Source organism: Caminicella sporogenes DSM 14501 (assembly GCF_900142285.1).
In the GTDB taxonomy this organism is placed as follows: domain Bacteria; phylum Bacillota; class Clostridia; order Peptostreptococcales; family Caminicellaceae; genus Caminicella; species Caminicella sporogenes.
In genome coordinates, this window is record NZ_FRAJ01000003.1 from 209700 (window position 1) to 223489 (window position 13790).

A 13790-nucleotide genomic window follows, 5' to 3' on the forward strand; every position below is an offset into this window, starting at 1 on the left:
ACCTTCTCCTAATGAATTTATATTATACCACTTATTTAAAAATTTTTTAAGTAATCTTTATAATAATACTTTCCACTACAGATAAATTCAGCTCGACCTTCCATAAATACATTATCATTTTTATCAATGTATATATTAAGCGTTCCACCGGGCACTTCTACCTCAACAATATTATCTACAAAATTTAATAATTTTGCAATATAAACTGAAGCACAAACACCTGTACCGCAAGCTAAAGTTCTGCCAACTCCTCTTTCCCATGTATTAACTATTATTTTAGCTCTACTGAGTATCTTAACAAAATTAACATTTGTCTTTTTGGGATAAATATCATGTTTTTCAATAATTGGTCCAATTTTATTTATCAAATCATCATCTAAATCACTAACAAAAATAACTGTATGAGGTACTCCCATTAATATAGATGAAACATTAAACTCTTGACTGCTTATTATTATTTTTTCATTTATAAATTTTTCCTTATCAGTCTTAACAGGTACATCTTGAGAATTTAAACTAGGCTTTCCCATTTCAACTAAAATTTTGTCAATTTCATCATTTTTTATAGATACTTTTATTTTTTTTATGCCAGCTAAAGTTTCAACTGTAAATGTTTCACTTTTTACTATATCATTATCATATACATACTTTGAAAAACATCTTATACCATTACCACACATTTCGGCTATAGAACCATCAGCATTGTAAAAAATCATCTTTACATCAGCCACATCTGACTTATCAACAATCATCAATCCATCTGAACCTACTCCAAAATGTCTATTACAAATTGCCTTTGCAAGATTTGAATAACCCAAATCACCTATATTCTGCTTCTCTAGTATTATGAAGTCATTACCTGCCCCGTGCATTTTAGTAAAATTCAAAATAAAACCTCCTTTGTTTTAGCCATCAACAGTCATTTAAAATCAAACTTTAAGTATCATTTTCTTTTATTTTATACAAATTAATGATATACTTTACAATGAATTTTAATTATAAATAAATGGAGGGATACTATGCCTTTTGATGGCTTTGTCATAAATTCACTTATAAAAGAATTAAAAAATACATTAATAAACACGCGTATAAATAAAATATATCAAAGTGATTCCGATGAGCTGATAATTAAATTAAAAAATTCTACTAAAAATAATATACTACTAATTTCTGTTAATAGCAATTATCCTCATATATGTTTAACAAATGAGCAAAAAGAAAATCCTTTGACTCCTCCAATGTTTTGTATGCTGCTCAGAAAACACATACAAAATGGAAAAATAGTAGACATAAATCAAGTTGAATTTGAAAGAATAATTATATTTACAATAGAAAGTTATGATGAACTCGGAAACCGCTGTTTTAAAGAACTTATAGTAGAAATCATGGGAAAACACAGCAATATAATATTAGTTGATGGAAATTCAAAAAAAATTATTGACAGCATAAAAAGAATACCTTTAAACATAAGCCGTCAACGTCAAGTTTTACCCGGACTTAAATATATTAATCCTCCTTCTCAAGGAAAAATTAATATCTTTGACTGCAATTTTGAAAACTTTTTAAACAAAATCAGTGAATTTAAAAAAACTGAACCAGTTTATAAAGTATTATACAAATCTTTTCAGGGTGTAAGTCCAATTGTAGCAAAAGAAATTTGTTTGCGATTAAATATAAATTTTGATGAGCACATTGAAAACATAAATCAAAATCATCTAAAACAAATATGGTTACAATTTACAGCTATAAAAAAAGATTTAGATTCATATAATATATTTCCAAATATAGTTTCAGAAATAAATAACAAAAAATATATAGATTTTTCATCTCTTGACCTAAAAATATATAACGAAAAAATATTTAAAAAATTATTTTTCAATTCTATAAATGACACTATTAAGCATTATTACTATGAAAAAGCTAAATATGAAAAAATAAGACAAAAATCATCAAATTTGAAAAAACTAATAAGCACAAAATTAGATAGTCTTTACAATAAACTTCAAAAACAAAAAGAAGAACTGCTAATTGCTAAAGATGCAGACAAATATAAATTATACGGAGAATTAATTTTAGCAAATTTATACAAAATATCTAAAGGAATGAATGAAATAGAAGTTGAAAATTATTATGATGAAAATTTATCAAAAATAACAATTCCTCTAGATGTGAGATTAGAGCCAAATGAAAACAGTCAGTATTATTTTAAAAAGTATAATAAATTTAAAAATGCTTTAAAAAAAATATCTACTCAAATAGAAGAAACAAAAAAAGAAATAGAATACTTAGAAAACGTGCTAACTAGTATTGAAAATGCAGATGATGTTCAAATTATTGAAGATATAAAAGATGAATTAATACAGCAAAATATTTTTAAAAGAAAAAATAAATCTTCCAAAAAGGCAAAACAAAATATTTCTCTACCAAATAAGTATTTATCTAGTGATGGTTTTATTATAGAAGCTGGAAAAAATAACAGACAAAATGATTATTTGACTTTAAAAGCTTCTTCTAAAAATGACATATGGTTTCATACAAAAGAAATACCAGGTTCTCATGTAGTTATCAAAACTAACGGACTTGATGTTCCTAAAAGCACCATTATAGAAGCTGCAAAAATTGCCGCATATCACAGTAAGGCAAGATACTCAAGTAATGTTCCAGTTGATTATACATTAATTAAATTTGTTAAAAAACCTTCTGGAGCAAAACCCGGTATGGTTATATACGATAACTACAAAACAATTTATGTTACGCCTGACGAAGAAGATATAAAAAAATTACAAACACAAAGAAAATAATTCTTTGTGTTTGTAATTTTTTTAATTTTTTTCATATATAATCACTTCATTTTTTCCATCAACTTCACTAACGTGTACTCCTATAACTTCTTTTTTTGAAGTTGGTACATTTTTTCCAACATAATCTGGTCTTATAGGAAGTTCTCTATGTCCTCTATCAACTAAAACTGCAAGTTGAATGTTTTTAGGTCTACCTATATCCATAATTGCATCCATAGCAGCTCTTATAGTACGCCCTGTAAAAATAACATCATCTACTAAAACAACGCATTTATTTTCAATATCAAATGAAATATCTGTACTGTTAACTACCGGATTATAATCTACTTTAGTCAAATCATCTCTATATAGAGTAATATCCAAAGAACCTACTAAAACATCTTCATTTTCTATTTGTTTTATTTTTTCTGCTATCTTTTTTGCCAAAGGAACTCCTCTCGTATGTATACCTATTAAGACTACATTTTCAACACCCTTATTCTTTTCTATAATTTCATGTGCCAATCTAGTTAACGACCTATTTATTGCCTTTTCATCCAAAATTTTTGCTTTTACTTTCATAATACAAATTACCCCTTTCACATATTTATAAAAGGCATGAATAATTATAATTTATAATTGCAATTTTAGTATAATCAATATACAACATAAATCAAGAAATTAATTCTATTTTCCTTAAAATTTCTTTAAAATAAGTAGGCAGCTGACTATCAAACTCAATATATTCCAAAGTCGAAGGATGTATAAAACCCAGTTTTTTAGCATGTAAAACTTGTCCTTTAAGATTAAATTTTTCTTTTTTTATTCCATATAAAGGGTCTCCCACAAGAGGATAACCAATATACGACATATGCACTCTAATTTGATGAGTTCTACCAGTTTCAAGTTTTAACTTTACAAGAGTATAGTTTTTATATCTCTTTACTACTTCAAAATGTGTTACAGCCCTTTTGCTGTTATTTTCAGTCACTGTCCATTTTAATCTATTTACAGGGTGTCTTCCAATAGGAGCATCTATTGTTCCAGAATCTTCTTTTATTTTTCCATGAACTACTGCCATATAAATTCTCGTGATGCTGTGCTCTTTTAGCTGCTTTGCTAAAAAATTATGAGCTCTATCGTTTTTAGCAATCATAAGCAATCCCGAAGTATCTTTGTCTATTCTATGTACTATACCCGGTCTTATTATACCATTGATTGAAGATAAATTGTTACAATGATATAATAATGCATTGACTAAAGTTTTAGAATAATGTCCCGGTGCTGGATGAACAACCATTCCTTGAGGCTTATTTACGACTAATACATCATCATCTTCATAAACAATATCTATTGGTATGTTTTCAGGTTCTAATTTAAGTTTTTCAGGTTCTGGTATAGTTATATGTATTTCATCATTTTCATTTACTTTATATTTTTTTGACTCAATTACTTCACCATTGACTTTTACTTTTCCAGATTTTATTAACTTTTGTATATAAGACCTTGAAATGTCATTTAACTCTCTTGATAAATATAAATCTACTCTAGTAGGTTCTACTATATCCTCAACTAATAGTCTAATTACTTCCAAATTATCTACCCCTTTTTATACTGTTTATGTATGATTATATCATATGTTAGTAAACAACTCGACAGTAAAGATATATTCAAACAAAAAATTTCTCTAGTTTTTTGAGTATATATATTATATATAAAAATAGAAGTAAAGCAAATCCTTACTTCTATTTATCTTCCTTATTAATATCATCATTTATTTGTTTTTTATAATATTCTAAGCTTATATCTTCTACATCTTCAACTTTCCCGGAAATACTTCCATCATACATATTGTTATCATACCAATCTAAAGCCATTTTTTTATAATCTGTTTTATTATATCTAGCCACTTCCTGCCATGTATCTTCCCCATCTAAACCACTTAATCTAAAGCTGCCATTAAATATTTTATATGGAGTTTTTAAATACTCTTCTTCTACTGGTCTTGTTTTTAATTTTTCGTTTAATGAAATACTATCCTTACTACACTTCATGCAAAATTCTGTATCAGGTATAATATCAAGTCTGTCAAATTCAATTTCTTTTCCACACTTTTCACAAATTCCATATGTGCCATTTTCTATTTTTTCCAAAGCTTTCTCAACTTTAAGCAAATGCTTTTGTTCTTTATCTTCTAAATTCATCTGCATTTCCATTTCAAAAGTTTCACTTCCTATATCTGCAGGATGGTTATCATATAACGACAATTCTTTATAATAATCTTGAAAAGAACTGTGAATATCTTCATTTATAGTATTTATAGCTTCCTGCTTTTCTCTTAATAATTTTTGCTTGAAATATTCTAGTTTTCTTTTATTCAACTAAATACCTCCTTATATTATCTGTAACTATCTATAATATTCAATAATTCTGCAATGTACCGACCTATTAAAGGTAAATTTACTAACTGCTGTATAATGTAAATAACTAATGCTGCCAAAATAGTAAAGCCTATTGCCATTCCAAATCCACGTGCTAAACCTCCAATAAAATTTACAAATATTAATCTTCTAGGATTATTCATCATTTCTACATATTCTAATATTTTACTTCTTTCTAAATGTATAGAAAAAGATTCTAATTTATCTTCCAAAGATTTAATCCTATTTTCTATCATGATATAAGCACATCCTGTTTTACTATTAGTTATCTACTGTTTATTAGATAATATTATTTTGCCCCTTTTTAAACAAATTATAAAATATACATAAAATAAAAAACTATAGCATTCATATTAGCTATAGTTTTCTTAAAATAAATATTTCTTTATTCTTTTACAATAATTTTTCTTAAATATTTTTCAATATATTTTTTACAATATTACTAGAATTTTCAGCTGCTTCATGAAGAAACTCATTAAAATTAATATGAGCTGTTCCATCTGCTTTATCGGACATCGCTCTAATAATAACAAATGGAATATTATTCAAATAACATGTATGTCCAATAGCAGCTCCTTCCATTTCAGTACAATATCCATTAAATGTTTCCCAAAGAAATTCCTTTTTTTCAGGACTAGCAACAAAAACATCTCCTGACAAAATTCTGCCAATCATTGTCTTATGTTTAGCAGTTTCAGATTTGCTTGCTTTATATGAAATATCAACTAAATTCTTATCAGCTTTAAATATATATGTATCTAATCTAGGAATTTGACCTAAATTATATCCAAAATTTGTAGCATCAAAATCATGCTGTATCACATCTGAGGATATTACAATATCTCCAACATTTAAATCATCATGAATAGCTCCAGCTACCCCTGTATTGATTACATGACTTACCTTAAAATTACTTATTAATATCTGAGTACAAACTGCAGCATTTACTTTGCCAATTCCACATCTAACAAGTACAATTTCTTTTTTTTCTAAAGACCCCACATAAAAATCTATTCCTGCAATTTTCACTACTTCATCAATTTTCATCTGCTCTTTTAAAATATCTATTTCTTCATCCATTGCTCCAATTATTCCAATTCTCATTTTAAATTCCCTCCTAAAAACATAATATTAATCTAAATTCATATCTTCTTCTGAAGTATCTAATAACTTTAATTGAGATTCAAGTAAAGTTTTAAACCTCGTTTTGAAAATTTGAAAATCTTTCTTTAATTCTTCATATTTTCTGTTAATTTTCAAAACTTCATCATTAGCATTTTCAATTATCTTTTTTGCTTTTTCTTCTGCTTCTTTTATTATTAATTCAGCTTTTTTATTTGCATTTACGGCAACTTCCTCAGCTGCACTTTGAGCAACTACTAAAGTATCTTTTAAAGTTCTCTCTATACTATTGTATTTTTCAACCTGTTCCTCTAATAATTTGTTTTTTTCTTTCAAATTAGCATTTTCATTAATCAATTTTTCATAACTTTCAATAATTTTTTCCAAAAATTCATCTACTTCATTTTCATTATATCCTCTGAAAGACTTTGAAAATTCCTTGTTTTCAATATCTAAAGGCGTTATCATGTCCTTCCCCCTAAATCAAACAAATTTTTTTATATTAATTTTATACCTATCTTTTTTAGTTTTTCCTTGTATTTTTTCAAAAATAATTCTTCCTTTTCCTCTATAAGATACCATATCCCCTTCTTCTAAAATATATGAAGGCATATTTATTGGTCTATAATTGACTTTTATTTTCCCCTTTTTTATATCCTCTGCTACTTTATTTCTCGATTCAAAAAAAGATGCTGAACATACTGAATCTAACCTTAAAGATTTTACATTAGCACTGATTTCTTTAAATTCTTCTATTTTAGGAACTATACTATCTATATTACCTATAGACACATTTATACTGAACCTTCCAATTTTCTTAAAATACAGCTCAATAAAATCTGCAACTTCTTCTAATACTAATATTTGAATAATATCCTTATTTATAATAATATCACCTATTTTATCCCTTTTTAATCCTAAAGATAAAATCGCTCCTAATACTTCCCTGTGAGTGAAAACTTTATTTTTAGGCAAGTTTTGTAAATTAATTAATTTTATAGGAAAGTCTATATAATCACTACATAAATAATTAGGATAAAAAATAAATATCTTTCTTTCAGCTTTTTCGTATCCGCCAAAGCCTTTAAATGAAATATTATACAAATTTGTCAGAATATCCTTAAGTATAATATAAAGATATGGGTCTATAAAATCAGAATACCGTATTATCTGCTTTTTTTCTGCTAAAGCTGCCTTATCCAAAATTTTTAATACTTGCATTTTTTGTTCATTATTAAGCAAATACTTTGAAAGTATATCTTTTTTATTCAAACTACCACTCTTTCTATAAAATTGTTATAACAAACCTTGCAAAAAAATCTAAAGCAACAATTGCTAACAAAGGTGAAAAATCTATCGCTCCTTCAATTCCCAATCTATAAAGTAAATTTCTAAAAGGAGATAATATAGGCTCAGTTAAATTATATAAAATTCTAAATATGGGATTTGAAAAATCCCTTACAAACCATGAAGCCAACGCTCTTGCAATAATTAAAAAATTTAAAAAACTAATAAATTTATAAATTGATACCTTTAAAATCCACATTATGTCACCTTCTTTTATCTCAATCATTATTTACTATTTCTGCCAAGGAAAAATGCCTTTATTTTTTAATTCTTCTTTAAAATTACCTGATATGTCTATATTATTAGGTGCTAATATAAATATCCCTTTTGATACTTTTTGAATTTGTCCATCTAGTGCATAAACAGCTCCATTTAAAAAGTCAAAAATCTTTTTAGCTAAATCATGTTCTAAATTTTCCAAATTTATAATAACAGGTTTCCTATTTTTAAGATTGTCTACAATTAGTGGTGCTTCTTCAAAATCATTTGGTTCGTATATAACTACTTTCATTTGAGTAGTAGTATGTATATTGACAATTTTATTTTTCTTAACAGTATTTGTATGCACAGCTGTAGATAAATTTTCTTCATATTCTGGTTCTAATGTTTCTTCATCGTCATAATCATCCAACCCCATAAAAAATTTAACTTTATCGATTAATTTATTTGACATAATTAATTAGCCCCCCATTAATTAAAATAGTTTAATTACTTATTATAGTTTCTCTTTCCAAAGATTCCTGTTCCAATTCTAACTATATTTGCTCCTTCTTCTATAGCAACTAGATAATCATTTGTCATTCCCATTGATAAATACTTCATTTCGATATTTTCATAATTTTCACAATACTTCATGTTTACCTGTTCAAATATAGATTTCATTTCTTTAAAATATTTTCTAACTTCTTCAGGATTTTCTGCATATGGTGCTATAGTCATTAAACCTTTTACTTTTATATATTTAAACCTTACCATTTCATCAATAAATTCGTAAACATCATCAGGATGTATGCCAAACTTTGACTCTTCATTTGCAACATTTATTTGTATTAATACATCTATTTCTCTACTGATTTTAGCAGCTCTCTTTTCTATTTCTTTTGCTAGTTTAATACTGTCAAGAGAATGTATCATATCAACTTTATCAATTATGTACTTTACTTTGTTAGTTTGCAGATGTCCTATCATATGCCATTCTATACTTTTATCTATTTTATCATACTTTTCTAATATCTCTTGCACTTTATTTTCTCCAATAGAAGAAACACCACAGTCTATAGCAAATTTAATTCTATCTACATCTACCGTCTTAGTTACAGCAATAATTTTAATATCTTCCGGATTTCTATTGATTTTATAACATACTTCTTTAATATTTTCTTTTATGTTATAAATATTTTCTTTTATGTTTAACATTTTTACCCTCCCAAACTTAATAAATTATTTCTCCTTCTTTATATTTCTTTCCATTTCTCAAAATTTCATCATATAAATTTATAGTTCTAACTCTGACATAATTATCTCCTTCTTTATTATAATAAAAAGTATTATAGACAATAGCAAAATTCTCATTATAGCCTTTCAACTTAATAGGAACAAATTTTGTCTTTTTATTAATATCCAAAACATATACTCCTAACTTTCCATCCTTTTCTACAATTGAATCTCTATGAATTTTTAATCCCTTATAATGTTTTTTTATAATTTCTAACTTTAACTTTCTCTCCTTATTGAAATTTTTAGCATACTGATTAGTTTCAATAACGATTAATCCTTTATTTTTCTCAATAAATATATCTTTTACTCTTCCATCTATTTTATCTCCATAAAAATCTATTGTTACTTTTTGACCTTTTTTAAAAGTTTTGCTCTCTTTTATATCTGTAAAAACAGCAATATTCCAAGAAATATTATCTATAATTTTAAATATAGGCTGTCCATAAATAACTTTGTTTAACTTAAGATTATTCAATTCTACATTAAGTGAATCAAAAAAATCATATTTAATATTTCCCACATTCTGTGGAGTCAGTATTTCCTCATATCCATCTATATTATAACTAATAATACCCGAATCAATACTTTTAATCTCATATAATGAACCTTTTATTTTACTTTCTAAAATTTCTTTTTGTGCTTTTAAATTTTCAAGATTAGCACCTGAAAAACTTTTATCTCCATTTATTCTTCTTTTTTTATCTATCAAACTTTTTAAATCTTTTTTTAATATATTTACTTTATAATAATTTCCTATAAACACATTTTGTTTAATTTCATAGATTAAATTATCAATTTCAGAATTAATTTTTTCAATATCGGCATCAAAAATGTTATTCTTATTAGCTTGAATTTCTTTTATACGATTATTTAATTCTACTAACTTAGCCTTATCGTCCTCACTTATCTGATTACTAAATATTTCAGCTACCTTACACCCTTTCTCAACTTTCTCTCCTTCTTCCACAAAGTATTTTATCTCCCCTTCCGCCGGAGAAGTTATAACTTTTTCATTTCTTACAATCAAACATTCATAACTCCCTTTTTCTACTATTTCTCCATATTTTACAATTTCTGAAGAAGGCTGTCCTATAACAAAATCAAATATAACCTTATATATAAAATAAATAATAATTATTGCAAAAAACCATGTTCTAGCTATATTTTTTCTTTTTTTTCGTCTCTTTTTCATTATTATATCACCTTAATTATTAATTCTTCAAAATCAAATGATTTCCTTTTATTTTTAATAAAATTATTTATAGTAATTATGTCCTGTATTTTTGTCATTCTATGACGAAATATGCAAAAAAAATTTTAAAGACTACAAAAGTAGTCTGTATTTACTTCTAAATTACAAATTTTAAATCTTAAAAAATATTTTAAATTCAATATTTTGCAAAAATAGTTTGTAACTTAACTAACTCTTTATAGATAATAATTATATCCTCAAATGATAAAAAAAAACTATGACTAATGTCATAGTGGAAACTGGTCTGGGTGAGAGGATTTGAACCTCCGACCACTAGAACCCCATTCTAGTGCGCTACCAAGCTGCGCTACACCCAGACAAAAATTTAACTTACATCTATATTATACAAAAAATACTATAATAATCAAGCTACTTTTTTTATTTATATATTTTAAAATTCAAATATATTCTTTATAAATTTGCTAAAGTATAATACAAATTAAAGTTCCGCTGCCTTCATTTACAATTTTTTGAATAGTTCTTTGAATTTTACTTCGTACATCTTCCGGCATCATAAATAATTTGTTTTGAAGCTGTTCTTTAACTAAGTCATGTAAAGATTTTCCAAACATATTTGTTTCCCATATTTGTTTCGGATCTGACTTAAATTCATCTAGCAAATATTTTAACAAATCTTCACTTTGCTTTTCTGTTCCAACTAGTGGTGAAACTTCTGTTTTTATATCTGCTCTTATTAAATGTAAAGAAGGTGCATTTGCTCTTAATTTTACTCCAAATTTATTGCCCTGTCTATATATTTCTGGTTCATCTAATTCCAATTCGTCTAATTCTGGTGGTACTACTCCATATCCAAAGTTTTTAGCATTGTTAAGAGCTTCTTCAACTCTATCATATGCTCTTTTTGCTTTAGCAAAAGACCTCATCAAACTCAATAGTTGATGGTCTCCTTCTATCCTATATCCAGTAAATTCTTCTAAAATATCATAAAATAATCCTTCTTTAGTATCCATATCAATTGATGCTATTCCCTTTCCAAGATTTATATTAGATATATCTGCTCCTGTTATTATATCTAATCCATAAAACTTACTTACTAATGTTTTAATGTCTTTAATTTTCTTAGTCCCTTCAAGAGATTCTTTAATTGTATTTAATATTTGATTTTTAAGCCAATGATTTAATTCTAATCCTTCTATCCACTTTGGAAGATTTATTCTTATTTCTTTTACTGGAAATTCAAACAATATACTTTCAAGAACTTTATTTATATCTTCTATTTCCATTTTCAAACAGTTCATAGGAATTACTGGAACACCATATTTTTCCTCTAAATCTTTTTTTAGTTTTAAAGTCTGCTGAGAATCTGGATGAACTGAATTTAAAATTATGACAAATGGTTTATTAAGTTCTTTTAGCTCCTTTACAACTCTTTCTTCTGCTTCAATATAATTTTCTCTGCTAATTTCTGTTATACTTCCATCTGTTGTAATTATAAGCCCTATAGTAGAATGGTCAGTAATTACTTTTTTTGTTCCTATCTCTGCAGCTTCTTCAAAGGGAATTTCGTTTTCAAACCATGGTGTCATAACCATTCTTGGAACACCATCCTCTTCATGTCCCAATGCTCCTTTAACTATATAACCAACACAATCTATCATTCTTACTTTGAATTTTGCATTTTCTTTCAAAGATATTTCTATAGCTTCATTTGGAACAAATTTAGGTTCAGTAGTCATTATAGTCTTTCCAGTTCCACTTTGTGGCAATTCATCTTTTGTTCGTTCTTTTTTATATACATTTTCAATATTTGGTATAACTAATAAATCCATAAATCTTTTTATAAAAGTAGATTTACCTGTTCTAACTGGACCAACAACACCTATGTATATATCCCCGTCTGTTCTCTCAGATATATCTTTATATATATCGAATCCTTCCATATTTACCCTCCTTATCACAAAGAATAATTTGTACATTTTTAATGGCCAACTATTAACACTATAAATATATGTCTATTTTTATAAAATATTACTTTTTTATGTAGTAAAATTCTCATATTAGTTTCTATGCTTTATACTGTAAATTATTAAAGTTTTAATTTTAATTTAACAAAAAACTAAAAAAGAGTAAGAATATGCTACTATTCCTACTCTCATATATTTTAAATTTAATATAGCTTTTAATTTTAAATTTCCTACTTCGGTACATTCTTTAATATTTTTCCTAACATATTAAGCATTGATGCCTTATCAACTGCTCTTTGAGCAACTAAATCTACTTTTCCTATTTCTTTACCATTTGAATCATATACTATAATCTCTCCTACTTTTTCATTTTTTTGAATTGATGCTTTAATCATTTTAGGTAAAATAACTTCTTTTTTTACTGAATCTTCCTCGCCTTTTTTAACTAATACTTTTAATCCTTCCTTAGCTATTACATTTATTTTATCTACTTTACCTTTTTCTACACATACTTTATCTATAATTTCACCTTTTTTTGCAATCAACACTGAATTGTAATTTGCAAAACCATAGTCAAGTAATTTTTTTGCTTCTTGAAATCTTATCTTTGAAGTAGGTGCACCTAATATTACAGCTATAAGTGTAAGATTATTTCTTGTAGCTGAAGCTGATAAACAATATCTGGCTTCTTGAGTAAATCCTGTTTTAATTCCATTTGCCCCAGAATATGTTCTTATAAGTCTATTTGTATTTGTAAGTTCTAAAGTAGACTGCTTTCTTTTTCCAACTTTCATTGTAGACATCCATATAGTCAGCCATTTATGAATTTGAGGATATTTTAACAGTTCTCTAGACATAACAGCTATATCGTATGCAGAAGTATAATGCCCCTCCTCTGGAAGTCCATTTGTATTCTTAAATTGAGTATCTTTCATACCTAATTCCTTAGCTTTCTCATTCATTTTTTTAACAAATAATTCTTCACTTCCTGCTATATATTCTCCTAAAGCTACACAAGCATCATTTGCTGAAGCAACTGCAATTCCCTTTAAAAGTTGTTCAACAGTTTTTTCTTCTCCGGGCTCTAAGTATAATTGACTTCCCCCCATACTTGCAGCTCTTTCACTTATAACTACTTTGTCTTGAAGTGAAATTTTCTTTGTTTCTAAAGCTTCCATTGCCAAGAGCATTGTCATAATTTTTGTAACACTTGCTGGCGGTAATTTCTCATGTGAATTTTTTTCAAAAATAATCTTTCCACTATCTGCATCTATTAAAATTGCTGACTTTGCATTTACATCAAATTCTTTTGCAATTGAAAAAATTTGACTATTAAAAAATAATAACATTATACAAATTATAAAACTCATCTTTCTAAAAAATTTATTATATTTCATCAAAATACCTCCTAATTAATTTCTTATTT

General features: G+C 26.4%; 15 protein-coding genes and 1 tRNA gene. 1 reads left to right on the top strand and 15 read right to left on the bottom strand.

What is annotated here, in order from left to right; all coding sequences use genetic code 11:
- Positions 1 to 35: 35 nt before the first annotated feature.
- Complete coding sequence (dapF, locus tag BUA90_RS01100; RefSeq protein WP_072965538.1) at positions 36 to 887, bottom strand: diaminopimelate epimerase; 852 nt, start codon at positions 885 to 887, stop codon at positions 36 to 38.
- Positions 888 to 1019: 132 nt separating this feature from the next.
- Between dapF and BUA90_RS01105 the strand changes: the two genes are divergently transcribed.
- On the top strand, positions 1020 to 2801 hold the full coding sequence (locus BUA90_RS01105; RefSeq protein WP_072965539.1) for an Rqc2 family fibronectin-binding protein: 1782 nt from the start codon (positions 1020 to 1022) through the stop codon (positions 2799 to 2801).
- A gap of 21 nt (positions 2802 to 2822) precedes the next feature.
- Here the strand turns inward: BUA90_RS01105 and pyrR are convergent, their stop codons facing one another.
- The 14 genes from pyrR to BUA90_RS01175 all read right to left on the bottom strand — a co-directional run bounded on the left by pyrR (position 2823) and on the right by BUA90_RS01175 (position 13761).
- Entirely contained in the window at positions 2823 to 3362 is a 540-nt protein-coding gene (gene pyrR, locus BUA90_RS01110; RefSeq protein WP_072965540.1) for a bifunctional pyr operon transcriptional regulator/uracil phosphoribosyltransferase PyrR, read from the bottom strand.
- 91 nt (positions 3363 to 3453) lie between these two features.
- A complete protein-coding gene (locus BUA90_RS01115) occupies positions 3454 to 4374 on the bottom strand; it encodes an RluA family pseudouridine synthase (RefSeq protein ID WP_072965541.1) in 921 nt (306 codons plus the stop codon).
- A 151-nt stretch (positions 4375 to 4525) separates the two neighbouring features.
- Positions 4526 to 5161, bottom strand: coding sequence for a TraR/DksA C4-type zinc finger protein (locus BUA90_RS01120; protein ID WP_072965542.1), 636 nt, complete (start codon positions 5159 to 5161; stop codon positions 4526 to 4528).
- 17 nt (positions 5162 to 5178) lie between these two features.
- Positions 5179 to 5457: a DUF5665 domain-containing protein gene (locus BUA90_RS01125; RefSeq protein WP_072965543.1), complete on the bottom strand. Its 279-nt coding sequence runs from the start codon at positions 5455 to 5457 to the stop codon at positions 5179 to 5181.
- A gap of 172 nt (positions 5458 to 5629) precedes the next feature.
- On the bottom strand, positions 5630 to 6325 hold the full coding sequence (locus tag BUA90_RS01130; protein WP_072965544.1) for a 5'-methylthioadenosine/adenosylhomocysteine nucleosidase: 696 nt from the start codon (positions 6323 to 6325) through the stop codon (positions 5630 to 5632).
- 27 nt (positions 6326 to 6352) lie between these two features.
- Complete coding sequence (locus BUA90_RS01135; RefSeq protein ID WP_072965545.1) at positions 6353 to 6811, bottom strand: DivIVA domain-containing protein; 459 nt, start codon at positions 6809 to 6811, stop codon at positions 6353 to 6355.
- 15 nt (positions 6812 to 6826) lie between these two features.
- The gene (locus tag BUA90_RS01140; protein ID WP_072965546.1) at positions 6827 to 7615 is read right to left on the bottom strand and encodes a YlmH family RNA-binding protein; all 789 of its coding nucleotides are present in this window, start codon (positions 7613 to 7615) and stop codon (positions 6827 to 6829) included.
- A gap of 13 nt (positions 7616 to 7628) precedes the next feature.
- Entirely contained in the window at positions 7629 to 7889 is a 261-nt protein-coding gene (locus BUA90_RS01145) for a YggT family protein (RefSeq protein ID WP_072965547.1), read from the bottom strand.
- Positions 7890 to 7922: 33 nt separating this feature from the next.
- The gene (locus BUA90_RS01150; protein WP_072965548.1) at positions 7923 to 8363 is read right to left on the bottom strand and encodes a cell division protein SepF; all 441 of its coding nucleotides are present in this window, start codon (positions 8361 to 8363) and stop codon (positions 7923 to 7925) included.
- Positions 8364 to 8398: 35 nt separating this feature from the next.
- Positions 8399 to 9106 (bottom strand): YggS family pyridoxal phosphate-dependent enzyme, encoded by a 708-nt coding sequence (locus BUA90_RS01155; RefSeq protein WP_072965549.1) that lies wholly within the window; start codon positions 9104 to 9106, stop codon positions 8399 to 8401.
- 16 nt (positions 9107 to 9122) lie between these two features.
- The gene (locus BUA90_RS01160) at positions 9123 to 10379 is read right to left on the bottom strand and encodes a biotin/lipoyl attachment domain-containing protein (protein WP_072965550.1); all 1257 of its coding nucleotides are present in this window, start codon (positions 10377 to 10379) and stop codon (positions 9123 to 9125) included.
- Between the two features lie 300 nt (positions 10380 to 10679).
- Positions 10680 to 10756, bottom strand: a tRNA-Pro gene (locus BUA90_RS01165).
- Between the two features lie 105 nt (positions 10757 to 10861).
- Complete coding sequence (gene spoIVA, locus BUA90_RS01170; RefSeq protein WP_072965551.1) at positions 10862 to 12340, bottom strand: stage IV sporulation protein A; 1479 nt, start codon at positions 12338 to 12340, stop codon at positions 10862 to 10864.
- 254 nt (positions 12341 to 12594) lie between these two features.
- Positions 12595 to 13761: a D-alanyl-D-alanine carboxypeptidase family protein gene (locus BUA90_RS01175; protein ID WP_072965552.1), complete on the bottom strand. Its 1167-nt coding sequence runs from the start codon at positions 13759 to 13761 to the stop codon at positions 12595 to 12597.
- Positions 13762 to 13790 lie beyond the last annotated feature (29 nt).